Raw genomic sequence first — 22,678 nt, forward strand, 5'->3', positions numbered from 1 at the left:
TATGCCAACTTCCCGTTACTGGCCCCTGCTACTGGCCTTGCTTGGCTTTGGCCTTTTCTCCGCCGCTTCTCAGTGGCGTGCCAGCATCCCTGTCCTGTTGGAGCCTGTAGTTGAAGGGCGTGTGGTAATAGCCGCGCCTGTGCTGTTGGTGCTGTTTGGCGGCGACCGTTTTTTGGCGGCCAATCTGGAAACCATGAGGCTGGCGGCTACCGGGGTGGATTTTGGTCAGGTCGATACCGGTTATCTGATTCGCGCCCAGCAGGAGGTGGCCCGCCTCAACCCCTGCCACGAAGACAACTATTACCTGGCCAATGGTTTGCTCACCTGGGGCGGCGCAGATCGCGAGGGTAGCGAGGTGTTGCGCCGCGCCAGTGCTTGCCGTTTTTGGGATGAGTTGCCGCCTTTCTTTTACGGCTTTAACAAATTCTTTTTCGAGCGTGATGTAGAAACGGCCGCTTCTTACCTCGAAGAAGCCGCTTTACGTGCCACAGCTAACGCCGCTGGGTTTCGCAAGTTCGCCATTATGCTTAAAGCTGAGCAGATTCAGGATGAGCAACTGGCAGTCGATTTTTTGCAGGCGGAGCACGATCAAACCACCGACCCAAAATTAAAAGCCATGCTCGCCAAGCGCGTTAAGCGCTTGCAAGGTTTGGTGGTGTTGCGGGATGCCCAGCGTCGCTATGAGGCGCTTACAGGCAAGCCGTTGACCGAGCCTGGGCAGTTAATTGAGCATGGTTTGCTGGCTGCATTCCCCGAGGACCCATTAAATCTGGGTTATGAACTTATTGATGGGCGCATTGTGCTGAAAAAGCTAAAGGTCGCCGGTGTGGAGGATCGGTAGTGTCAGCAGTTCTAGAGTTTAAAGGCGTCAGCCATACCTTCCGCAGCAAAGGCAAAGAAGTTCAGGCGTTGCGTGATGTCAGCTTTAGTCTGACTGAAGGTGAAGTCTTCGGCTTTGTAGGCCCCAATGGTGCCGGTAAGTCCACCACCATCAAGGTGATGCTGGACATTATCAATGACTACCAAGGCGAAGTGCGCATCTACGGCGTAGATGCAAAACGTGCAGAGGCAAGGCAGCCATTGGCCTTTGTGCCTGAGTCCCCCGCACTTTACGAGCAGTTCACCCCGCTGGAAATTCTGCGCATGGGTTTGTCCATGTACGGCATCAAACGCAAAGATGCAGACGCTTGGTGCATGCAATGGCTGGAGCGTTTTTCAGTGGCGCAAAATGCCAAGCGTCGCATCCGTGAACTGTCCAAGGGCAACGTACAGCGTGTAGCGTTGGCTCATGCCATGGTGGTGCAGCCTAAATTGTTGGTGCTGGATGAGCCCTTGTCGGGGCTCGACCCGGTAGGGCGTAAGGATGTCGTTGAGATTCTTACTGAGTATAAGCAGCAAGGCGGGGCAATTTTCTTTACATCCCATGTGTTGCATGACGTTGAGCGCATTGCCGATCGCTTTGGCTTTATCAATAAGGGTGAGTTGCTGACGGTGCGCTCGCCGCGTGAGTTGGCAGCTGAGCGCGTCGATCAGATGTTGGTGCGCTTCAATGCGCAACAGCCACTGCTTGAGGGCTGCAAGCAGTTGCGTGAGATGGAGTTTGAGTGCGAGTTGTCGCAGGCGGATCTACCGGCCTTTATTGCTCAGCTCAATAGCGTGGGCGGTCATCTGGTGACGATCAAGCCCGCCGTGTCGTTGGAGACTGTGTTCTTCAAGATTTTGGAGCAGACAGCGCGCTAAGTGCGCTGTCTTCACTCTGATTGGCTAAAGCGCCAGTCGCATCGAAAGATCCACAGCCTTCACATCCTTGGTCAGTGTGCCAATCGATACATAGTCCACGCCCGTCTCAGCAATCGCCCGCAAGGTGCTTTCGTTTACCCCGCCTGAAGCTTCGAGTTTGGCGCGGCCAGCGGTGAGGGTTACGGCCTCACGCATTTCATCCAAGTTCAGTTCATCCAGCATGATGATGTCTGCGCCTGCATCCAACGCTTGGCGCAGTTCTTCCAAGCTTTCCACTTCAACCTCTACCGGCTTGCCTGGGGCAATCTGGTGGGCGGCGGTTACGGCTTGGGCGATGCCGCCGCAAGCGGCGATGTGGTTTTCCTTAATAAGGAAGGCGTCGTACAGACCGATGCGGTGGTTATGGCAGCCGCCCTGGGTGACGGCATATTTCTGCGCCAGGCGCAGGCCCGGCAGGGTTTTGCGGGTGTCGAGCAGCTTTACGTGAGTGCCTTGTACCAAGTCAGCATAGTGCTGGCAGCGGGTGGCGACGGCCGAGAGGGTTTGCAGAAAGTTCAGGGCGCTGCGTTCGCCGCTGAGCAGGGCGCGGGCTGGGCCAGCGAGTTCAAACAGGACTTGATTAGGTTCGGCGCGCTGACCGTCCTGAACATGCCAGTGCACGCTGACGCGGTCGTCGAGTTGGCGAAACACTGCATCCACCCAGGCGGTTCCGCAGATGACGGCATGCTCGCGGGTGATGACCTTGGCATGGGCCTGCCGCTCGGCGGGGATCAACTGTGCCGTGATGTCGCCGCTGCCGATGTCCTCTGCCAGTGCTCGGCGCACGTTGGCCTCGATTTCGTAGGCGAGGTCGGTAAGCGTGAGGTTCGGCATGGTGGGCTCCAGTCAGCGGGGTGCGCCGATTATAGGGTTTGGTAACCGTTTGCGCAGTGTTTGCAGCTGTTTACTGGGCGCGGGAACGCTATGCTGATGAGGTTTCGATGTTGCGAGTTCGTCTGCTGCTTAAGGCGAGTGTTGTTTTGGTCGCCTTTCGCTGACCGTTGGGAACCTCTGGCGCTGCATCTGTGATCTGGGTCATGTCTGGAAGAAAAGTCGGCTTGGTCTGCGCGTGCGCATCCCTATAATGGCTTTACTTTTTTAAATTGTTGACGCCAGGCCTTTGACGTTACGGATGACGCTCAGTTGATCGCTGTGCAGATCGGTTCGCCCAAGAGGGGCAGTCTGCAGGAGACTCGCAATGAAGACTGATGCGAATGTGGTTCACCTGAGCAAGGTGAGCCCTGAGCAATCGCCCACTTCACCGGTAGGAAGACTGCCTGTGGCGCTGACAAATGTGCGTGACAAAGCGGCGCAACAGCTCAAAGTAGCGTTGCAGGCGCTGTTCGACAATGCCGACGATACGCTGTTCGAGATGGCGGATCGGGCCACCAGCAACGCCGAGCAGAATGCCTTCTTTGAGGCGATGCGCGACTTGCGGCTGAAACGCAAGAATATCGAGCGCGGCTTCCTGCAGAAGGTATTTGAGGCCTTCGCCACTCTTAATCAGTACGAAATCGGCAAGCCGGCCCCCTTGGATGCGGTGTCATTCGAGACGCTTTCTCTGGTGCAGAATGATGCGCTGGAAGAGGCTGTGGCGCTGGACTCGATGGTTGCCAAAGTCATGAGCCGTGATGCTGCATCGCTCGGCCACCTGACCACGCGCTTCAATGCGATGGTCAGCAAGAAACTGGATGACAAGAGCAACCCGGTCGGCCCGACTTGCCTGTGTGAGTTCTTTCTCGAGGCCTGCAGTAGCCTTGGCGTGGAAATCAGGGTCAAGCTGATCATTCTCAAACTCTTCGAGAAATACGTTCTTTGCGATCTTGATCAGCTCTACGGCGAGGCCAATCAGGCGCTGATTGCGGCCGGCGTTCTTCCCGAGCTGAAGTCTGCGCCCGTGCGACGCAACCCGTCGCGCACCAGTGCGCCTGTGGGCAGTGCCCGGCAGGATGCTGCGGCGGAACTGAGCGGTGAGTTTGCGGATGAAGGCGTGCAGGAGGTTTTCGGCGCGCTGCAGGAGTTGCTGTCTCAGGCGCGCGGAACTTTGATCCCGTCGCGCAATCGGCCAGCGGATGCGCTGCCCATTTCGACCAATGACTTGATGCGTCTTCTGTCGCATATGCAGCAGAAGGCGCCTGCACAGGCCAGTGATGACTTTGATCTGCGTGAGCAATTGGAGAGTTTACTGACGCGGGCCAGTGCCAAAGCCGGTAAGGCGCGGGTTGTCGGTGAGGTCGATGAAGATGTCATCAATCTGGTATCGATGCTCTTCGAGTTCATTCTGGATGACCGTACGCTGCCGGATTCGCTGAAAGCGTTGATCGGCCGTCTGCAGATTCCGATGCTCAAGGTCGCCGTGATCGACAAGACCTTCTTCAGTCGTGGTAGCCATCCCGCACGCCGTCTGCTTAATGAAATTGCCTCTGCCGCACTGGGCTGGGGTGAGCAGGACGATACGCAGCGTGACAGCCTGTATCAGAAAATTGAGCAGGTGGTACAGCGTCTGCTGAATGACTTTGTCGACGATCCTCTGATTTTCTCTGAGCTGTTGGCGGATTTCCTGGCGTTTACCGGGGATGAGCGTCGACGCAGTGAACTGCTGGAACAGCGTACCCGTGATGCCGAAGAAGGCAGTGCCAAGGCTGCGCTGGCACGTCGTGAGGTTGAGCAGGCGTTGAACGAGCGGTTGCTGGGCAAGACGCTGCCGGAAGTGGTGGTGCGTTTGCTGCAGGAAGCCTGGAGCAAGGTGCTGATGCTGACCTGCCTGAAGCACGGCGTTGAGTCAGCCGAGTGGCAGGCGGCACTGGCGACCATGGATGATCTGGTTTGGAGCGTTGAGCTGCACGAAGAGCCGGAAGCGCGCATGCGCCTGCTGGAGATGGTGCCGGGGCTGCTCAAAGCGCTACGCGAAGGCATGACGAGCGCAGCGTTTGATCCGTTCTCCACCGGCGAGTTCTTCAGTCAACTGGAGGCGCTGCATGTGCAAGCCTTCCAGCGCTTCAAGCGCAGTCTGCCGGAGGAAACCCCGGTGGCGGATGCCGAGCCACTGGTCGAGATTGATGAGCAGCAGCGTGCGGCACTGGCGGACGCCGGAATCGAACTGCCGTTGCTGGCGCTGTCAGCAGCCGAGGCTGTTGAAGAGCCGGCAATGGTCGAGGTGGTCGAAGAGATTATTCTGCTGGCACCGGGTGAGCTTCGTCCGGCTGAGCCAGAGGCCAGTCTGCCGGATGACGATGAGTCGCTGCAGCAGGTCGACAATTTGCGTGTCGGGAGTTGGGTCGAGTTTCAGGAAGACGAAGAGCATAAGCTGCGCTGCAAGCTGGCGGCGATCATCAAACCGACCGGGAAGTATATTTTCGTTAACCGTACGGGCATGAAAGTGCTGGAAAAAACCCGTATGGGCCTGGCTGTGGAGTTCCGTCGCAGTGCCATCCGCCTGCTCGATGATGCGCTGCTGTTTGATCGTGCGCTGGAGTCGGTGATTGGTAACCTGCGCAAGCTCAAAGGTGCTTGACGCGCGCCAGTAGTCGACAAAGCAAACGCCGCCGGGTAGTGCCCGGCGGCGTTTTTGTTTGTGTGGCTGTGGAGTGGCCTTGGCCTTGGTGCGGTGCTGCACTAGAGTGATGGCCTGTTCAAGGAGCTTTGTATGCAGCTGGACCCTTCCAGTGGGTGGTGTGACGGCGTCCGGCACTGCCCGTCCCCCAATTTCAATCAGCGTCCGCTGAATGAAGTGTCGTTATTGGTGATTCACAATATCAGCCTGCCCCCCGCACAGTTCGGCACGGGTAAGGTGCAGGCGTTCTTTCAGAATCGCCTGGATGCGCATGAGCACCCCTATTTCGCCAGCATTGCCAGCATGCAGGTGTCGGCGCATTTCTTTATTGAGCGTGATGGCGTGGTTACGCAGTTTGTCTCTTGTAATGAGCGTGCCTGGCATGCCGGGGTGTCGCGGTTTGCTGAGCGGGAAAACTGTAATGATTTTTCCTTGGGCATAGAGCTGGAGGGTACAGATGATCTGCCGTTCACGTCCGTTCAGTATGCTGCACTGATTAAGCTGACTCAGCAGCTGCAGGCGGCCTACCCGGCCATCACCCTGGAGCGGATCTGCGGTCATAGCGACATTGCTCCAGGGCGCAAGACTGATCCCGGGCCGGCATTCGATTGGGCTACGCTGCGCTCGGGCCTGCAACAAGACAAGGAGCTGATATGAATTTTCTGGTGTTGCTGCTGGTGTTATGGGTCGAGAAATTTTCGGCCTGGCGTAGTCGTATCCAACAAGACGGCCCCTGGTTACGGCTGCTGGCTGCCATGGAACGCCATGCATTAACGGTCTCGCAGCCTTGGTTGGCGCTGGCGGCAGTGGTGGTGCTGCCGATGGTGGTGTTGGGTGTGTTACTTATGATGTTAGAGGCAGTGGCTTACGGTTGGCTGGCCTTCCCGCTGCATCTGTTAGTGGTGATCTACAGCCTGGGCCGCGGCGATTTGCTGGCAGCACTGGGGCCGTTTCGCGACAGCTGGCGGCGGGGTGATGCTGAAGCGGCTTATCTGGTGGCTCGGCGTGACCTGGCGCTGGAGGCCGATGACGAGGGCGAGTTGTTGCAGCGTGTGCAAGGGCATCTGGTGTGGCAGGCCTACCAGAGTTTCTTTGCGGTGATCTTCTGGTATGTGCTGCTCGGCCCTTTGGCGGCGCTGGCTTACCGCCTGGTAGCCCTGAGCAGTGAGCAGGCGACTCAGCCCGCCTTGCGTGAAGCCGCCGTACAGATCCGCCATGGTTTTGACTGGTTGCCGGTGCGGGTGCTGGCGGCCAGTTTTGCTCTGGTGGGCAACTTTGCCGGTGTCAGCCGCACCCTGCTGCACGAGCTGCTCAGTTGGGACATTGGTGCGGCTCAGTTGGTGATCATCACTGCGCGGGCGGCTGGCGAAACGCCGGAGCCCGTGATCGGTGAGGCTGGCGTCAGCACGCTGGACGGTCTGTGGCAGCTATTGGTAAGGGCCGCAGTGCTGTGGTATGCGGTTTTTGCTGCCTGGACGTTGCTTATCTGAGGTCGTCATTCCACAACCAGGCGGCCCCGCGTACCCCGCTGGAGTCGCCATGGCGGGCCTGCAACAGGCGTGTGTTGACCTGGTCGGAAAACACGTAGCGTGGCAGCAATGGCAGGACTTGCTGATACAGCTCGGCCGTATTGGACAGGCCGCCGCCCAGCACAATGGCATATGGATCGATCAGGTTGATCACTGACGCCAGGCCGCGCGCCAGCTGATCGCAGTAGCGGTTCAGCGCTTGTTGCGCGGCCGCATTGCCACTTCGTGCGGCAAGCACAATCGCGCTGGCTTCAAGACCCAGGTCGCTGCGTGTGGCCCAGCCTGGGCCGCTGAGAAAGGTTTCGATGCAGTCATCCTGGCCGCAATAGCAGCGCCGTACCGGGCCGTCCTCGGCGCGGCGCCAGGGCAGGGGGTTGTGGCCCCACTCACCGGTAATCGCATTCGGGCCGCCTAGCAGTTGCTTGTTCAGGGCTAATCCACCCCCGACGCCTGTTCCCAGAATAACCCCGAAAACGCTTGCAGCAGCCTCGCCTGCGCCGTCGCAGGCTTCGGAAAGGGTAAAGCAGTCGGCGTCATTGGCCAGCCGGACCGGGCGCTGTAAGCGCTGCTCAAGATCGGCCTGCAGATCCTCGCCAATCAGGCACTGTGAATTGGCATTCTTGATGCGTCCATGATCGGGCGATCGAGTGCCGGGGATACCGACCCCCAGGCTGCCCTGCTGGCCCAGGTCGCGCTCGCAATCTTCAACTAGGCTGACAATCAGACTGAGCGTTTTTAGATAGTCCCCCTGTGGGGTCGGTGCTCGGCGTCGCAGTACTTGCTGACCCTTTTGAAGGGCAATGATCTCGATTTTGCTGCCACCCAGATCAATACCCAGCTTCATTGATGTGCGCATCATTAACCTTAAGTTACACAGGTTGAGGTCGATAAGAGGTATACATGGAGCCCCTGTTCGGCCATAAATTTGTGACATTGATCACGCTAATCTGCCTGTATTAAGCGTGTTGATCCATGTGCCGTAGGTCGAGCAGCCAGGGACATGCACGCCGCCATTTGCCATTCTGCGCGGCCACTATGTAGCCTGACACGACAATAATTAGAACTGGAGACGTCCTGTGAAGACCGTGTTGTATCCGGCCATCGCGCTAATGAATCGCCTCAGCTTCGGCACTAAGTTCAGTCTGATCAGTGTTCTGTTCTTTCTGCCCATGCTGGTCACCAACTTCTATCTGGTACGAGACTCCTACCGGCAGTTCATCAGTACTCAAGCGGCCATCGAGAGCATTGATTTGCTCGGTGAGAGCTTGGCGCTGCGGCGTAACCTTGAAGATTTTGTGGACCTTGTTGAAATCAACGCCATGATCGGTCAATCCGGCCAGGCGGGCGACCTAGAAGTGCGCCTGAGCAAGCTGCAGGCTGAAATTGGTGATGAATTGCAAGGCCTGGCTGCAGTGGTGCACGAGGCAGAGCAGATCGAAGAGTTCAATAGCAAGCGTGATGCGCTGATTGCTGAACTGGCCGCGGTTCAGGATGAGACGTCCTTGAGCGGCAAGATTGTTCTGGCGGAAAAACTGCTGGGATCTTCCCAGGTGTTTATCAAGCTTGTCGCCAGCCAGGCGGGCCTCAGTCAGGACCGCGATGGCGACGTAAGGCAGATGGTCGAACTGGTTACAGTTGAAACCCCGAAAGTCACGGCGTCCCTGAGCGAGGGGCGGGCAATTGGTGCTTACTCGCTGGCTCAGGGGTTCCTTAACTCATCTGCCAGCACTGCCTTTGATGAGTTGCTGCTGGAACTGGAAAAGTTGCACGGCGAATACGCTCTGACGCTGCAGTCTTCGCTTAACAGCAGTGCTCAGGCGCGCGCTGTGCTGGCTGATCAGGCCGCCAGCAGCCTGGAGAGCCTGAAAACCAGTGCAGTGTTCTTCGAAGACAAGGTCGTGGTGGCTGACTCGCTGGATACGCCTTGGGCACAGTATTACAGCGATGTCAGCGCGGCCATGGAGCATACCTATCAGCTCAACACCGCGGTGCTGCAGTTCCTCGATAAACAGCTGGAAGTACGACTGATCGATAACCGAGCGCAGATGGTGTTGCTGGTGTCGGCGCTCGTGGTGGTATTCCTGCTGATCGTTTATCTCTATAGCGGCTTCTATGTGTCGATTCGCACCACGCTGAAAGCGCTTGGCCAGGTGATGACTCAGGTGGCTGCGGGCGATATGACTGTCAGCTTCAAGGCGCAGAGTCAGGACGAACTGGGTGAGCTTGGCCAGGTGTTCAATGAAACGGTGGGTAAGATCCATCAGCTGATTGAGCGCGTGGGGCTGACTGTGGCCGAGGTTGAGCGTCAGGCAGAGCGCGTGCAGCAGGTCTCTGGTGAAAGTAACCAGGCAGTGGCTGGTCAGCGCGGGCAGATCGACCTCATCGCCACGGCGATGAATCAAATGTCAGCTACCGCCCAGGAAGTTGCCAGCAGTGCCGCGGCCGCAGTGGGTAGCGCGCAGAGTGTGAATGATGAAACGGTCAGCGGTCGTGCGCTGGTTGAGTCCCAGGTGGGCAGTATCCAGCGTCTGGCAGGGGAGATCGATCAGTCGGTGGTGGTGATCAACAAGCTGGCCAGTGATAGTGCGTCGATCAGCCAGGTGCTGGACGTGATCAAGGGCATCGCCGAACAGACCAACCTGCTCGCGCTCAACGCCGCCATTGAGGCCGCGCGTGCCGGCGAACAGGGGCGCGGTTTTGCCGTGGTGGCCGACGAAGTGCGTAACCTGGCCAAGCGTACGCAGCAGTCCACTGAAGAAATCGAATCGATGATCGCCAAGCTGCAAAGTGGTGTCGGCGCGGCTGTCAAGGCGATGAGCACCAGTCATCAGATGGCGGACAACACCGTCAATGAATCAGGCAAGGTGCAGCAGGCGCTGGAGAATATCCTCGGTGCGGTGGGCATGATCGTCGATCAGAACCAGCAGATCGCTACCGCCGCCGAAGAGCAGACAGCCGTCGCGCAGGATATCGACCAGAACATCGTCGAGATCAGCCAGGCCGGTGAGCGTACCGCCGAAGGTGCCAGCCAGACTGAGCAGGCCAGTCGTGAGCTTTCCGTGCTGGTGGCGCGCCTGAAGCAGCTGATTGGTGCGTTCCGCGTCTGATCAGCGGCTGTCCGGCAAAGCCCGCCATTGGCGGGCTTTTTTGGGCTTGCAATCGCCTTTTGCTGCGTCTTGGTGATGTTGGGGCGGTTGCGTGTTGTGACCGAATTGCATCATTCCATGCGTGTAGCATCAATGTTCCAACCAAATAACTCGGCTGCGTTGCGGCTGCTGGCGCTGGCCAGTTCATCCGCGCTAATGCCGCGTAGTTCGGCCAGGGCCGTGCAAATGTCCGGCAGATATTCCGGGCTATTGCGCTGGTTGGGGTACATGGCGGGCGCCATGTCGGGCGAGTCGGTTTCCAGCACGATGGCCTCCAGTGGCAGTTGCGCCACCACCTTGCGCAGCCGCAGTGCCTGTGACCAGGTGGGTGCGCCGCCCAGGCCGAGTCTGAAACCGAGCTTGAGGTATTCGCGGGCTTCTTCAGTGCTGCCGGCAAAGGCATGAATGATGCCGCCACGGGCGGGCTTTAAGCGTTTGAGTGTGGCGATGGTCGCCGCATGAGCGCGGCGCACATGCAGCAGTGCGGGCCGCTCGAATTCGATGGCGAGTTTGAGCTGCGCCTCGAACAGCTGTTGCTGCCGCTCGCGATCAAGCTGTTCGAGAAAGTAGTCCAGGCCGATCTCGCCCACTGCACAGAACTTGGGCTGATCGGCGCAGCGGGTCAGCCACTCACTCAGCTCATTCAGGTGTGCGGTGCGGTGTTCATCCAGGTAAGCCGGGTGCAGGCCAAACGCCGCGTAGAGGCTGTCTTCGGCGTGCACCAGATCCCACACCCGCTGCCAGTTGGCCTGATGCACACCCAGCACCACCAGTCGCTCGACGCCAAGCTGGCGGCAACGGGCCAGCAGCTCACCGCGATCAGCATCGAAGTCGGGGAAGTCCAGGTGGGTGTGGGTGTCGATCAGGCGCATGGTCACATCATACGCCGCCGGGTTGCGTGTGTGGGCCAGCTTGCTGGCGCCAGCAAGCAAGCTTCTACAGAGGCGGCGATATCTTAGTGATGCTCGCGGGTGGCGCGGAATTTGATGTCCGGCCAGCGCTCTTCCATCAGGCTCAGGTTGACCCGTGTCGGGGCCAGGTAGGTGAGGTGGCCGCCGCCATCCAGGGCGAGGTTTTCCACGGCCTTGTTGGAAAATTCCTCAAGTTTTTTCTTGTCGCTGCAGTCGATCCAGCGCGCTGACCATACGGTGATGGGCTCGTAGGCGCATTCGACCTTGTATTCTTCTTTCAGGCGGCTGGCGACCACGTCGAACTGCAGCACACCGACCGCACCAAGGATGATGTCGTTGCTGCGCTCGGGGAAGAACACCTGAGTTGCGCCTTCCTCCGCCAGCTGTTGCAGACCCTGGCGCAGTTGCTTGGATTTCAGCGGGTCTTTCAGGCGTACACGGCGGAACAGTTCCGGGGCGAAGTGCGGAATACCGGTGAAGCCCAGCGCTTCACCCTCTGTGAAGGTGTCGCCGATCTGGATGGTGCCGTGGTTGTGCAGGCCGATGATGTCGCCGGCAAAGGCCTCCACCAGCATTTCCCGCTCGCTGGAGAAGAAAGTCAGGGCGTCACCGATGCGCACATCTTTGCCGGTGCGCACATGGCGCATTTTCATGCCCTGGCTGTACTTGCCCGAGCAGATGCGCATAAAGGCGATACGGTCGCGGTGCTTGGGGTCCATGTTCGCCTGGATCTTGAACACGAAGCCGGAGAACTTCTCTTCCACCGGCTCCACCGTGCGCTCATGAGCCGCCCGTGGCAACGGCTTGGGTGCCCAGTCGACCACTGCGTCGAGCACATGGTCGACGCCGAAATTGCCCAGCGCGGTGCCGAAGAACACCGGGGTCAGTTGGCCGTTCATGAATTCGTCTTGGTCGAATTCATGGCAGGCACCCTGAACCAGTTCCAACTGCTCAAGGAACCGATCGTATTCATCCCCCAGGTGAGCGCGCGCTTCATCCGAGTCGAGTTTTTCGATGATTTTTGTTTCGGTGCGCTCGTGACCGTGGCCGGGGGTGTAGACGATGATGTAGTCGCCTGCCAGGTGGTAGACGCCTTTGAAGTCCTTGTAGCAGCCAATCGGCCAGGTGATCGGCGCGGCTTTGATCTTGAGGACCGCTTCGATTTCGTCGAGCAGTTCAATCGGGTCGCGGATATCACGGTCGAGTTTGTTGACGAAGCTGACAATCGGCGTGTCGCGCAGCCGGCACACGTCCATCAGGGCGATGGTGCGTGGCTCAACGCCTTTACCGCCGTCGAGCACCATCAGGGCGCTGTCCACTGCGGTCAGGGTGCGGTAGGTGTCTTCCGAGAAGTCTTCGTGGCCGGGGGTGTCGAGCAGGTTGATCATGTGCTCGCGATACGGGAACTGCATCACCGAGGTGGTGATCGAGATCCCGCGCTGTTTCTCCATTTCCATCCAGTCGGACGTGGCATGGCGGTCGGATTTACGCGACTTCACCGTGCCGGCCACGGCAATCGCCTTGCCCATCAACAAGAGCTTTTCGGTAATGGTGGTTTTACCGGCGTCGGGGTGGGAGATGATCGCGAATGTGCGGCGTTTGCCGACTTCGGTGGCCTGGAGGGTCATTGTGCGGAATCCGTCGACTGAAGAGTCGGTCTGTCAAAAAAGGCGGCGATTATAACGGTAAACGTCGGCCCGCGCGGCGACCTGTAGTCAGGGGTGCAAAGCGGAGTTTTTGCGTGGCTTGTGCAGCATTCCATAACGGTTTGTTTTGAATATAAAACGTTCAATCAATAAGGCGACAAAGGGGGTCAAAACTACGGCATTTTTTGATTGATCTCGGCTTCCTGTGGCCCTAAAGTTCGCGCCCGAACGTCCATGCTGGCAACGATCCATCCGGCTCAAGTACTGACGACGAGAGGTTGTTCTCTATACAGACAATCCTCGGCGACATGCCTTGGGAAGTAGGCGAACCAAAGTGGGGAAACTGATCAGACGTTCTGCCTGTGCGGACTGGCCGCCAGGTCTCCCTGATGGTGGGTGAGCAATTGTGTTGCAGTGCTCACCCGCTGAATGTGTTTTAACTGGTTCTGCCCACTGGAGTCCCCGCATGTCGATCAAGGTCGAAGACTATTACGCACCCGCCACTTTTCAGCGCATGAAAGCCTTCGCTGATACCCAGGAAACCCCGTTCGTGCTGATCGACACGTCGATCATCAGCCAGGCCTACGACGACCTGCGCGCCGGGTTTGAGTTCGCCAAGGTGTACTACGCGGTCAAGGCCAACCCGGCGGTCGAGATCATCGACCTGCTCAAGGACAAAGGCTCCAGCTTCGACATCGCCTCGATCTATGAGCTGGATAAAGTGCTGAGCCGAGGCGTAACGCCTGATCGCATCAGTTACGGCAACACCATCAAGAAATCCAAGGACATTCGCTACTTCTTCGAGAAGGGCGTGCGTCTGTATGCCACCGATTCGGAAGCCGACCTGCGCAACATCGCCAAGGCCGCGCCGGGCGCGAAAGTCTATGTGCGCATCCTCACCGAAGGCTCGACCACCGCCGATTGGCCGCTGTCGCGCAAATTCGGTTGCCAGACCGACATGGCCATGGACCTGCTGATCCTCGCCCGTGATCTGGGCCTGGTGCCCTACGGCATCTCTTTCCACGTCGGTTCGCAGCAGCGCGATATCTCGGTGTGGGACGCCGCGATTGCCAAGGTCAAGGTGATCTTCGAGCGCCTGAAAGAAGAAGACGGCATCGAACTCAAGCTGATCAACATGGGCGGCGGCTTCCCGGCCAACTACATCACCCGCACCAACAGCCTGGAAACCTACGCGGAAGAGATCATTCGTTTCCTCAAGGAAGACTTCGGTGATGACCTGCCGGAAATCATCCTCGAGCCGGGCCGTTCGCTGATCGCCAACGCCGGCATTCTGGTCAGCGAGGTGGTGCTGGTGGCGCGCAAGTCGCGCACGGCTGTGGAGCGCTGGGTGTACGTGGATGTGGGCAAGTTCAGTGGCCTGATCGAAACCATGGACGAGTCGATCAAGTTCCCGATCTGGACCGAGAAGAAGGGGGAGGTGGAGGAGGTGGTGATCGCCGGACCGACCTGCGACAGCGCCGATATCATGTACGAGAACTACAAGTACGGCCTGCCGCTCAACCTGTCGATTGGTGACCGCCTGTACTGGCTGTCCACCGGTGCCTACACCACCAGCTACAGCGCCGTGGAGTTCAATGGCTTCCCACCCTTGAAGTCGTTCTACCTGTAAGCTCTGCAGCGGTTCGGCTGTCCAGCAAGGCGCTCATGTTTATGAGCGCCTTGCTCGTTTCTGGCGTGGATATTTGTGTTGCAACCATTGGCCTGGGTCAATGAAGCGACTAAAAGGCGCTGTCATAGTCGCGTCTGGCTATTTAGAATCATTTGCAATTAAGTGTGCGGTCAGGTTTCAGGGGAACCCAGTCATGATGTTGAGCATTGCCGATGTGCTGACGCCCGAGCAGGTGCGTGAGTGCCGTCAGGCCTTTGAGCTTGCCAGTTGGCAGGACGGTCGCTTGACCGCCGGTCATCAGGCCGTGAAGGCCAAGGCCAATCAGCAACTGGCCCAGGATGATCCTTTAGCGGTGCAGATTGGCGACTTTATTGTGCAGCGTCTGGGCAACCATCCGCCGTTTGTCTCGGCCGCCTTGCCGCTGAAGGTGTTGCCGCCGCGCTTCAATCGGTACACCGACGGCGGTACGTACGGCAACCATATCGATAATGCGATTTTCAGTGTGCCGGGTACGCTGCATCGGGTGCGCAGCGACCTGTCGGCCACGCTGTTTTTCAGTGAGCCGGATGAGTACGAGGGCGGTGAGCTGGTGGTCGAGGACAGTTACGGCAGCCACAGCGTCAAGTTGCCAGCCGGACATCTGGTGCTGTATCCCGGCAGCAGCCTGCACCGCGTCAACCCGGTAACCCGTGGCACGCGCTATGCGGCGTTCTTCTGGATTCAGAGCCTGGTTCGTGATGACACTCAGCGCGGTCTGTTGCTGGAGCTGGATCGTGCGATACAGGCGCTCACCCTTGACGTGCCCGAATCGGCCGAGCTGGCGCGTTTGACTGGGGTTTATCACAACCTGCTGCGCCAGTGGGCCAACACATGACCGGCATGCCGTTGCCAAAACTGACGCAGATCCCGCCGAGTCTCGCGGCTGTGGCGGACTACGAACCCCTGGCCCGTGAGCGCATGAGCGCACAAGCCTGGGCCTACATCGCGGGCGGGGCGGCTGATGAACTGACCCTGGCGGAGAATCAGGCAGCGTTTCAGCGTATTCGTCTGCGTACGCGGGTGCTGGCCGACCTCAGTGGTGGTAACACCCATCTGCAGTTGTTCGGCCAGGCCTTTGCTCATCCGATTTTCCTCGCCCCGGTGGCGTATCAGCAGTTGGCGCATGCTGACGGTGAGTTGGCGACGGTGTTGGCCGCGTCGGCCGTGCAGGCGGGCATGGTGCTGAGCACCCAGGCCAGCGTGGCCCTTGAGGCGGTGGCCGAGCAAGCGCATAGCCCACTGTGGTTTCAGCTGTATATCCAGCCTGATCGAGCGTTTACCGAGGCGTTGGTCAGGCGCGCCGAAGCCGCGGGTTATCAAGCGCTGGTGCTGACGGTGGATGCGCCGGTGAATGGCATGCGCAACCGTGAACAGCGCGCGGGCTTTTCTTTGCCGGGGGGGATTGAAGCCGTCAATCTGCGCGGCATGCAGCCGTTGCATGAGGGAGCGCCGCCCAGTGGTGGTCTTCTGCTCGGTGGTGCATTGCTTGCGGCTGCACCTGGCTGGGCGGATGTGCAATGGCTGCGCTCATTGACGCGCTTGCCAATTCTGCTCAAAGGCGTGATGACTGCCGAGGATGCGCAGCGCGCGGTGGCTGAGGGTATCGACGGTCTAATTGTCTCTAACCATGGCGGGCGTACGCTCGACGGCCAGCCGGCGAGCATCGAGGTGCTGGCGGAAGTTGCCGCCGCAGTGCAAGGGCGGGTGCCACTGCTGTTAGATGGTGGTATCCGTCGTGGAACGGATGTGTTCAAGGCCCTAGCCCTGGGGGCTGATGCGGTACTGGTCGGGCGGCCTTATGTCTACGGGTTGGCTACTGCTGGGGCCAGCGGGGTGGCGCATGTGGTGCAACTGCTGCGGGCCGAGTTGGAGGTGGCCATGGCGCTGACGGGCTGTCCTGATTTGGCCAGCATCACAGGCGCATGCATCCGGTAAAGCGTTGCAGGCCCGGGAACTAAACACGAATAAAAGTGTAAATACCTATTGCCTGATAATAATTATCAAATAGAATCACGCCTCGTTCAATTTTGGGGATGGTTCTCATGGGTATGGGTACAAAAGCGGGCAGCCTGCCACAGCGTCGTCTTCTGGCTACAGCCATCGGCCTGGCCGTGGCTTCGTGGGCAGGGGCTGGCATGGCGGCTGAGCAGGCTCCGCAAAAGGCCAAAACACCAGTCGAGCTGGGCAGCGTAACGGTCAAGGGCCAGCAGGCCGACGATTACAAAACCGAAAGTTCAGCCTCGGCCAAGTACGCCGTACCCTTGCTCGACACCCCGCAGACCATCACCGTGGTGCCTCAGGCTCTGCTTAAAGAGCAGAAAGCCCTGAGCATGAAAGAAGTGCTGGCCAACGTTTCTGGCATCACCTTCAACGCCGGTGAGGGCGGTGGTGGCTCGGGCGACAGCATCAACATCCGTGGCTTCAGCGCCAACGCCAACATGCAGATCGACGGCCTGCGCGACAGCTCGCAGAACAACCGCACCGACACCTTCAATATCGAAGCTGTTGAAGTCATCAAGGGCCCCAACTCGGTATTCGGTGGTTCCGGCACAACGGGTGGCAGCATCAACCAGGCCAGCAAGCAGCCGCTTCAGCGTGACTTCACCGAGATCGGTGCCAGCCTGGGTACTGACAACTATCACCGCCTGACTCTGGATACCAACCAGACCCTGGATGGCGTGGGCACCGGCAGCGCCGTGCGCCTCAACCTGATGGCCCATGAGAATGATGTGCCTGGCCGTGATGATGTGGATCGCCAGCGCTGGGGTATTGCACCGTCGCTGCTCTTGGGTCTGAGCGAATCGACACGTCTGACCCTGAGTTACTTCCACCAAACGGACGACAACCTGCCTGATTACGGCGTGCCGGCAATCAATGGCAAGCGCCTGGCGGGTGTGGACCGTGAAAGCTTCTTTGGCTGGCGCAATCTGGACAAGGAAGAAATCGAGAGCGATGCCTTCACGGTCAAACTTGAGCATGACATTAACGACAGTCTGCGCTTGCAGAATCTGACCCGCTATTCGGAAATCCACCGTGACACGGTCGTCTCGGCGGCTCATGTCAACCTTGAGCGTCGGCGTTCAACGACAACGGGTGTTGGTCCAGTGCTGGCGGCCGGCAAATACCTGCCCGCAGGTCCACAGGCCTATGGTCGTGATGTCACCAGCAAAATGCTGATCAATCAGACCAACCTGACCGCCAACTTCGAGACCCTTGGCCTGGCCCACACGCTGGTCAGCGGTGTGGAATTGTCGCGTGAGACCTATGACCGTACTACCTACGCCTATAACTTGGTGTTTCCGGACAGCGGTTATGACCTGAGTAACCCACCCGGTCGTTGGAATGGTCCGACCAATAAGGCTGATAGCGCGAAGACCGAGACGCGCCTGCTCGACCGCGCGCTGTACGCGTTCGACACCATCGCACTGAACGACTACTGGGACCTGAGTCTCGGCCTGCGTTACGACTGGGTGGATGGCGATGCCGATGATCACACCCTGGCGACCAATGCCCGGACGTCCTTCAACTCAAGCGATGAGCATCTGAGCAAGCGTGCGGGGCTGACCTATAAGCCGGCAGAGAATGGGCGTATCTACGTGGCCTATGGCGACTCCTTCAACCCATCCGCCGAGAACCTGGCGACCAGCGGTGCCGGCCTGTCTGCAGCGACTCAGGATCTTGAGCCTGAGAAGAACAAAACCTGGGAGTTGGGCACCAAGTGGGAGTTCCTCGATAGCCGTCTGGGCCTGGATGCAGCGCTGTTCCGTGTGGAAAAGAGCAATGCCCGCGAAACCATGGTTGATGGCAGTACCCAGCTGGCAGGCAAGCAGCGCGTTCAGGGCTTTGAGCTGGGCGCAACCGGACGTGTCACTGATCAGTGGAATGTCTACGCCAACTACACCTTCCTGGACAGCGAGACCCTGGAGGCGGCTGACACGGCTGCAGGTATCGCCCGTGAAGGTCAGGCGTTGGCCAACACCCCGCCTCGCTCGCTCAATCTGTGGACTACCTATGACCTGCCGGCCGGCTGGCGTGTGGGTTACGGCGCGCGTTATGTCAGTGAGCGCAACCTCACTGCCTCCAATGACGGTGTGAAACTGGATGCCTATTGGCTGCATAACGCCATGGTTGGCTACAAGGTCAACAAAGAGCTTGATCTGCAACTCAACCTCAACAACCTGTTTGATAAGGAATATGTTGAGAGCGTGAGAACGCAAGTGGGCACTACGGCGGGTGCTGGCACCACCACGGCGCGTTCTTCGGCCATTGAGTACGGTGCTGCACGTTCTGCAGTGCTGTCGGCGACCTACTCCTTCTGAGTGGCGACGCTAACCCACCGCCGCACGCGATGCGACGGTGGTAATGAGTTAAAGCAAACCCCGGTCACTGCCAGCAGTGACCGGGGTTTTGTTTTGTCTGGCGGGTGTGCGGCGCATCCGGACGTTGCCCGATTGCTTGTGCTGCCTGGTTTGTTTGGCCTGTGGTCAGCAGTCTGCCAGCACTGGGCATGAGCGAAGGGTTCGTGGCCGTTTGTCAGCGGTGTGCGGCGATGGGGGCAGCTAAGCCCTGGCGTCGCGGCTTGATCAATAGCGTTCAGGTCGGTCTGTTTCGCCTGTAGAGGTGTGTGGTAACTGAGGAACGATCAATTGTCTTCAGTACAGATCACGCCGATAACGACCGCTCTGGCTTAGCTGGTCCACCTGTTCATCCCCCAGCAGTTGACGCAGGCAGGTGTCGACATCGCGGCCCATGCCGTCGAGGCTGCCACAGAGGTAGAGGGCGGCGCCGTCGGCCAGCCAGGCGTGCAAGGTGCTGGCGGCATCGCACAGGGCGTCCTGTACATAGCGCTGCGGATGGCCGTCGCGCGAATAGGTGAGGTCGAGGCGTTCGAGGTGGCCGCTGTGCTGCCAGGCGCGTAGCTCGTCGATCAGCAGGGCGTCGTGGGCGGCCTGGCGCTCGCCAAACAGCAGCCAGTTGCGTGAGTGTGGATTGGCTGCGCGTTCCTGCAGGTGCGCGCGCAGGCCGGCAAGGCCGCTGCCGCTGCCAATCAGAATCAGCGGCGTCGTGGCGTCAGGGCCCTGGAAGCCGGGGTTGCGGCGGATGCGCAGGTCGATCTGGCGGCCAATTTCGGCATGCTGACACAGCCAGCCGGAGCCGAGTCCGGGGCTGCCGTCAGCCTGGTGCTGCAGGCGTACCAGCAGGTCAAGGTTGCCGCTGCTGCGGCACGAGGCAATCGAGTATTCACGGTGTGGAAGGGGTGTCAGTTCGGCAAGCCACTGCGCCATGCTCTGTTGATCCGGCCGGGTTGTGGGCAGGTGGCGTTGGCTCAGGGCATCGCGCAGCAACTGGCCATCAGGTAAGTGCTGTTGTGGATCAAGGCCGAGTTGCTGCAGGCACGCATTGATGCGCTGCGGTGCATGCCGAGGGCCGACTTCGACAATATCGCCGGCCCGCCAAGTGACGTCCTCTTGGCTGCTCAGGCGCAGTTGGAAGATTGGTGCGCCGATGTTGCCGGGGTTGAGGCAGAGGCGTTGCTCCAGTTGCCAAGGGCGGTAGTGTGCGGGCTGCCAGTCGACAAAATCGCTGTTGCCGCTGAGGTGACCAAGTTGTTGCTGCCAGTGGCGCAGGGTGCCGGCATCAAGGTTGTCGACACACAACAGGTCGAACAGCGGTTGCGCCTTGAGCGCTTGCAGGCGCAGCTGCAGGCGTTGGCCGAAGGCGCAGAACTGCGGGTAGCTGCTGTCGCCCAGGGCCAGGATGGCGAAGTGCAATTGTGGCAGTGAAGCCTGCTCAAGCAGGCTGCGCTCAAAACGTGCGGCGTTATCCGGTGCTTCACCGTCGCCGTAGGTGCTGACCACCAATAGCAGGCGCTCGAGGGACGCCAGTTGAGCGTCACCGAGTTGGTTAAGGGCGATGCAGCGCGCTGGCATGCCGCTATCGCGCAATTGCGCGCAGCTGCGTTCGGCCAGTGCCTGTGCCTGGCCGCCTTGGCTGGCGTAGGCAATCAGCAGTTCGCCGGTTTGGCCGGATGGAATGCGCCGCTGTGGCCAGCAATAGTGCAGGCACAGGGCGAGATAGGTGGCGCTGATCAGTCCCGCGCTGAGTTCGCGCGCCGGTTGCAGCCAGAACAACAGGCCGGCCAGGAGCAGGCAGGTTGGCAGGGGCCAGTGGCACAGGGCGTGAAGTCGCGGGGCGGTGATCAAGTCGAGTCGTCAGCCAAGAGTTGGAAAGCGCTGCCGCCGGGTGGCGACAGCGTTCGGGCGGGCATTAGGGCGCCAGCACTTCCAGAGTTGCGCTGTAGGCGGCGCGGCGCTCGGTGGCGGGGGCAATGACGCCTTCCTTGCTGCTCAGCTCGGCTTCCAGCCAGTACATGCCGGCGTTCGGCCAGGTGATGCTGATCTTGCCGTTGGCGTCGCTGGTGGTTTTGATTTCACCCAACTCGTCGCGGTAACGGTTACCGCCGGGGATCACGCTGACTTCAACACCAGCGGCCGGCTTGCCATCGAGCAGCAGAGTGAATTCGGCGGCTTCACCGGCGAACAGGTCGTTGGGGTGGGTAATCGGTGCCAGCTCAAGGCCCACGCCGGTAGTTTTCAGAACCGTAGTGGTCGGGTTGCCGGAGGTGACGAAGACTTCCATGCGACTGTTGTTCTGTGCCACTTTCAACTCGGCGGCATTGGCCGGTACCTGCTTGGCGAAGTCCTCGGCCTTGCCCATCCAACGTTTGTTTTCCTGGCCTTCTTTCCAGCTGGCGAACAGGCCGCTGTTGGCGATGGCCAGTTTGTAGGTGCCTTTCTGAGTCAGGTGCAGGTCGAAGGTGCTGCGGTAACGGCCAATGTTGCCGTTCTCGGCTTTGGCGGCGCTGCCATCCGGGGCGAACAGTTGCAGCACGGCGGCCGGACGCGGACGCATGCCGGGTGGGCCGCCAGCGGGGGCGTTGTCGAGGTTGCCGATGCCCTGAATGCGCAGCGGGAAGTGTTCGAAATAGAACAGGTCATTGGACACGGCGGCATCGACGGTGACCCACGGGTCTTCACCGGACAGTACGGTGGCCGACGGCAGCATCCAGGCGCGGTGGGCCTGGGCGGACAGCGGCAGGCAGATGGCCAGGGTCAGGGCGGTCCATTTTACGAGTGGGTGCATGGCGGTCTTCCTTAAGGGCAGTGATTCAAGGGACTGAGGTTCAAGGCGTCAGTTGCAGGGTGATCTGACCCAGCTCGCTGCTGCCCTGGGCGCTGTGGTTGGCGGCTTGCTTGGGTGGCCAGGTGAACGGCAGGCGCAGCAGTTCGCGGCCGCCCACTTCACGGGCGGCTTCCACCACCACGCGGTATTCACCCGCGGGTAACTGCTTGAAGGGGGCCGCGGCGCTGCTGAAACTCAGGCTCTGTTTGCCCACCGCACGGGTTGCGCCGCTGACGCCATCAACGGGCATCTCCAGGCTGCGGCCGCTGCGGCGCCACCACTGGCGCAGGTCCTTGAGCCACTTTTCGCCTTCCTTGTCCTTGAGCTTCTGGTCGTACCACACCGCCAGGTTGGCGACATGCGTCTGGTCCGGTTGCTCCAGCCAGATGGCCACATAGGGGCGGTGGTACTCGGCCACCTGCAGGCGTGGGATTTCCACGTCAAGCTGCAACTCGGCAGCCAGAACGGGCGCGCTTAACAGGGCGCACAGGGGCAATAGCAAGCGTTTTGGCATAACAATGTCCTTAGTGAATAAACAACAGCGCCAGCAGAACGGGGAGCACCAGGCCCAGGCCGAGCATCGGCCAGGTGCTGGGGCGGTTACCGGCGTAGCGTTGCAGCAACAGCAGGCCGCTGAGGCTGAACACCACACAGAGCACGGCAAATACGTCGATAAACCAGGCCCACGCGGTGCCAGTGTTGCGGCCCTTGTGCAGGTCATTCAGGTAGGCGATCCAGCCGCGATCGGTGGACTCGAACTCCAGTGCGCCGGATTCGATATCCAGGCTCAGCCAGGCATCGCCACCGGGGCGCGGTAAACCGATATACAGCTCACCATCCGACCATTCGGCGTCACGGCCATCCAGACGAATTGCCAGTTCGGCTTCCAGCCACTGGCGCAGATTCAGCGGCAGGCCCTGGCTTGGCTGTTTGTCTTGTAGCGCGGCCTGCAGCGCCTCGGGCAATTGCGCCTGATGGCTGATCACCTGGGGTTTTGCTTCGATCTGCGTGGCATGGTTGAGGGTGATGCCCGTGACGGCAAACAGCAGCATGCCGGCCAGGCACAAGGCGGAGCTGATCCAGTGCCATTGGCGCAGGGTGCCGAGCCAGAAGGAATGAGGCATAGACGCGACGTGTCAGTAGGTGTGGGTGTGTGGGAGGGCGATTGTAGTGAATTTTTAATGCTAAGCAGGATTATTTACAAACAATATACATTCCTATTGAGGTGTTGCGTATCGGCCTGGCATCAGGTCTGCCCTATGA

The 22,678-nt window shown here is 59.7% G+C and carries 18 protein-coding genes and 1 pseudogene; 11 read left to right on the plus strand and 8 right to left on the minus strand.

Translation table 11 applies throughout. The features are described 5' to 3' along the window. The first annotated feature begins 1 nt into the window (after nucleotide 1). Nucleotides 2-841 carry a hypothetical protein gene (locus tag OU997_RS12020; RefSeq protein ID WP_267806778.1) on the plus strand — a complete coding sequence of 280 codons (840 nt, stop codon included), beginning with the start codon at nucleotides 2-4 and terminating at the stop codon, nucleotides 839-841. After that, nucleotides 841-1,740: an ABC transporter ATP-binding protein gene (locus OU997_RS12025; RefSeq protein ID WP_267806779.1), complete on the plus strand. Its 900-nt coding sequence runs from the start codon at nucleotides 841-843 to the stop codon at nucleotides 1,738-1,740. The genes OU997_RS12020 and OU997_RS12025 overlap by 1 nt, the downstream gene beginning before the upstream one ends. Before the next feature lie 24 nt (nucleotides 1,741-1,764). Here the strand turns inward: OU997_RS12025 and nadC are convergent, their stop codons facing one another. Further along, on the minus strand, nucleotides 1,765-2,613 hold the full coding sequence (gene nadC, locus OU997_RS12030; RefSeq protein WP_267806781.1) for a carboxylating nicotinate-nucleotide diphosphorylase: 849 nt from the start codon (nucleotides 2,611-2,613) through the stop codon (nucleotides 1,765-1,767). 364 nt (nucleotides 2,614-2,977) lie between these two features. Here nadC and OU997_RS12035 point away from each other — a divergent pair, with 364 nt between their 5' ends. The 3 genes from OU997_RS12035 to ampE all read left to right on the plus strand — a co-directional run bounded on the left by OU997_RS12035 (nucleotide 2,978) and on the right by ampE (nucleotide 6,822). Then, nucleotides 2,978-5,293, plus strand: a complete 2,316-nt coding sequence (locus OU997_RS12035) for a DUF1631 domain-containing protein (RefSeq protein WP_267806782.1) — start codon at nucleotides 2,978-2,980, stop codon at nucleotides 5,291-5,293. A 132-nt stretch (nucleotides 5,294-5,425) separates the two neighbouring features. Next, nucleotides 5,426-5,989: a 1,6-anhydro-N-acetylmuramyl-L-alanine amidase AmpD gene (gene ampD / locus OU997_RS12040; RefSeq protein WP_108486944.1), complete on the plus strand. Its 564-nt coding sequence runs from the start codon at nucleotides 5,426-5,428 to the stop codon at nucleotides 5,987-5,989. After that, on the plus strand, nucleotides 5,986-6,822 hold the full coding sequence (ampE, locus tag OU997_RS12045; protein WP_267806783.1) for a regulatory signaling modulator protein AmpE: 837 nt from the start codon (nucleotides 5,986-5,988) through the stop codon (nucleotides 6,820-6,822). Before ampD ends, ampE begins: the two co-directional genes overlap by 4 nt. Here ampE and OU997_RS12050 read toward each other — a convergent pair. Further along, nucleotides 6,815-7,705, minus strand: coding sequence for an ROK family protein (locus OU997_RS12050; RefSeq protein ID WP_108486946.1), 891 nt, complete (start codon nucleotides 7,703-7,705; stop codon nucleotides 6,815-6,817). The genes ampE and OU997_RS12050 overlap by 8 nt on opposite strands. Before the next feature lie 1,201 nt (nucleotides 7,706-8,906). Between OU997_RS12050 and OU997_RS21015 the strand changes: the two are divergent. After that, a pseudogene (locus tag OU997_RS21015) lies at nucleotides 8,907-9,110 on the plus strand (HAMP domain-containing protein); the annotation flags it as partial. Nucleotides 9,111-9,263: 153 nt separating this feature from the next. Beyond that, nucleotides 9,264-9,968, plus strand: coding sequence for a methyl-accepting chemotaxis protein (locus tag OU997_RS21020; RefSeq protein WP_371920634.1), 705 nt, complete (start codon nucleotides 9,264-9,266; stop codon nucleotides 9,966-9,968). Nucleotides 9,969-10,078: 110 nt separating this feature from the next. On the opposite strand, the gene OU997_RS12060 is transcribed toward OU997_RS21020, so the two are convergent. Together OU997_RS12060 and OU997_RS12065 are read right to left on the minus strand one after the other, a co-directional pair. Continuing rightward, nucleotides 10,079-10,879: a TatD family hydrolase gene (locus OU997_RS12060; RefSeq protein WP_267806784.1), complete on the minus strand. Its 801-nt coding sequence runs from the start codon at nucleotides 10,877-10,879 to the stop codon at nucleotides 10,079-10,081. Nucleotides 10,880-10,962: 83 nt separating this feature from the next. Further along, nucleotides 10,963-12,546, minus strand: coding sequence for a peptide chain release factor 3 (locus OU997_RS12065; protein ID WP_108486948.1), 1,584 nt, complete (start codon nucleotides 12,544-12,546; stop codon nucleotides 10,963-10,965). Nucleotides 12,547-13,030: 484 nt separating this feature from the next. On the opposite strand from OU997_RS12065, the gene OU997_RS12070 reads away from it, so the two are divergent. From OU997_RS12070 to OU997_RS12085, 4 genes are all read left to right on the plus strand, one after another. Continuing rightward, nucleotides 13,031-14,194, plus strand: coding sequence for a type III PLP-dependent enzyme (locus tag OU997_RS12070; protein ID WP_267806785.1), 1,164 nt, complete (start codon nucleotides 13,031-13,033; stop codon nucleotides 14,192-14,194). A 193-nt stretch (nucleotides 14,195-14,387) separates the two neighbouring features. Further along, nucleotides 14,388-15,068 carry a Fe2+-dependent dioxygenase gene (locus tag OU997_RS12075; RefSeq protein ID WP_267806786.1) on the plus strand — a complete coding sequence of 227 codons (681 nt, stop codon included), beginning with the start codon at nucleotides 14,388-14,390 and terminating at the stop codon, nucleotides 15,066-15,068. Nucleotides 15,069-15,073: 5 nt separating this feature from the next. Further along, a complete protein-coding gene (locus OU997_RS12080; RefSeq protein WP_267806787.1) occupies nucleotides 15,074-16,168 on the plus strand; it encodes an alpha-hydroxy acid oxidase in 1,095 nt (364 codons plus the stop codon). A 113-nt stretch (nucleotides 16,169-16,281) separates the two neighbouring features. After that, nucleotides 16,282-18,552 (plus strand): TonB-dependent receptor, encoded by a 2,271-nt coding sequence (locus OU997_RS12085; RefSeq protein ID WP_108486982.1) that lies wholly within the window; start codon nucleotides 16,282-16,284, stop codon nucleotides 18,550-18,552. 333 nt (nucleotides 18,553-18,885) lie between these two features. Here OU997_RS12085 and OU997_RS12090 read toward each other — a convergent pair whose 3' ends face one another. The 4 genes from OU997_RS12090 to OU997_RS12105 form a co-directional block, all read right to left on the minus strand. Continuing rightward, nucleotides 18,886-20,436 (minus strand): sulfite reductase subunit alpha, encoded by a 1,551-nt coding sequence (locus OU997_RS12090; RefSeq protein ID WP_267806788.1) that lies wholly within the window; start codon nucleotides 20,434-20,436, stop codon nucleotides 18,886-18,888. Between the two features lie 64 nt (nucleotides 20,437-20,500). Then, the gene (locus OU997_RS12095; protein WP_267806789.1) at nucleotides 20,501-21,376 is read right to left on the minus strand and encodes a DUF4198 domain-containing protein; all 876 of its coding nucleotides are present in this window, start codon (nucleotides 21,374-21,376) and stop codon (nucleotides 20,501-20,503) included. A gap of 40 nt (nucleotides 21,377-21,416) precedes the next feature. Beyond that, a complete protein-coding gene (locus tag OU997_RS12100; protein WP_108486953.1) occupies nucleotides 21,417-21,929 on the minus strand; it encodes a DUF2271 domain-containing protein in 513 nt (170 codons plus the stop codon). A gap of 10 nt (nucleotides 21,930-21,939) precedes the next feature. Next, entirely contained in the window at nucleotides 21,940-22,539 is a 600-nt protein-coding gene (locus OU997_RS12105; protein ID WP_108486954.1) for a PepSY-associated TM helix domain-containing protein, read from the minus strand. Nucleotides 22,540-22,678 lie beyond the last annotated feature (139 nt).

It is taken from the genome of Pseudomonas sp. SL4(2022) (assembly GCF_026625725.1).
In the GTDB taxonomy this organism is placed as follows: Bacteria; Pseudomonadota; Gammaproteobacteria; order Pseudomonadales; family Pseudomonadaceae; genus Aquipseudomonas.

What these genes read in the sequence shown, in the direction of transcription:
- OU997_RS12085 (WP_108486982.1), top strand. Translation starts at nt 16,282, where the DNA reads ATGGGTACAAAAGCGGGCAGCCTGCCACAGCGTCGTCTTCTGGCTACA.
- OU997_RS12060 (WP_267806784.1), bottom strand. Translation starts at nt 10,879, where the DNA reads ATGCGCCTGATCGACACCCACACCCACCTGGACTTCCCCGACTTCGAT.
- OU997_RS12095 (WP_267806789.1), bottom strand. Translation starts at nt 21,376, where the DNA reads ATGCACCCACTCGTAAAATGGACCGCCCTGACCCTGGCCATCTGCCTG.
- OU997_RS12020 (WP_267806778.1), top strand. Translation starts at nt 2, where the DNA reads ATGCCAACTTCCCGTTACTGGCCCCTGCTACTGGCCTTGCTTGGCTTT.
- OU997_RS12035 (WP_267806782.1), top strand. Translation starts at nt 2,978, where the DNA reads ATGAAGACTGATGCGAATGTGGTTCACCTGAGCAAGGTGAGCCCTGAG.
- OU997_RS12100 (WP_108486953.1), bottom strand. Translation starts at nt 21,929, where the DNA reads ATGCCAAAACGCTTGCTATTGCCCCTGTGCGCCCTGTTAAGCGCGCCC.
- OU997_RS12080 (WP_267806787.1), top strand. Translation starts at nt 15,074, where the DNA reads ATGCCGTTGCCAAAACTGACGCAGATCCCGCCGAGTCTCGCGGCTGTG.
- OU997_RS12050 (WP_108486946.1), bottom strand. Translation starts at nt 7,705, where the DNA reads ATGAAGCTGGGTATTGATCTGGGTGGCAGCAAAATCGAGATCATTGCC.
- OU997_RS12070 (WP_267806785.1), top strand. Translation starts at nt 13,031, where the DNA reads ATGTCGATCAAGGTCGAAGACTATTACGCACCCGCCACTTTTCAGCGC.
- ampD (WP_108486944.1), top strand. Translation starts at nt 5,426, where the DNA reads ATGCAGCTGGACCCTTCCAGTGGGTGGTGTGACGGCGTCCGGCACTGC.
- ampE (WP_267806783.1), top strand. Translation starts at nt 5,986, where the DNA reads ATGAATTTTCTGGTGTTGCTGCTGGTGTTATGGGTCGAGAAATTTTCG.
- OU997_RS12105 (WP_108486954.1), bottom strand. Translation starts at nt 22,539, where the DNA reads ATGCCTCATTCCTTCTGGCTCGGCACCCTGCGCCAATGGCACTGGATC.
- nadC (WP_267806781.1), bottom strand. Translation starts at nt 2,613, where the DNA reads ATGCCGAACCTCACGCTTACCGACCTCGCCTACGAAATCGAGGCCAAC.
- OU997_RS12075 (WP_267806786.1), top strand. Translation starts at nt 14,388, where the DNA reads ATGATGTTGAGCATTGCCGATGTGCTGACGCCCGAGCAGGTGCGTGAG.
- OU997_RS21020 (WP_371920634.1), top strand. Translation starts at nt 9,264, where the DNA reads ATGTCAGCTACCGCCCAGGAAGTTGCCAGCAGTGCCGCGGCCGCAGTG.
- OU997_RS12065 (WP_108486948.1), bottom strand. Translation starts at nt 12,546, where the DNA reads ATGACCCTCCAGGCCACCGAAGTCGGCAAACGCCGCACATTCGCGATC.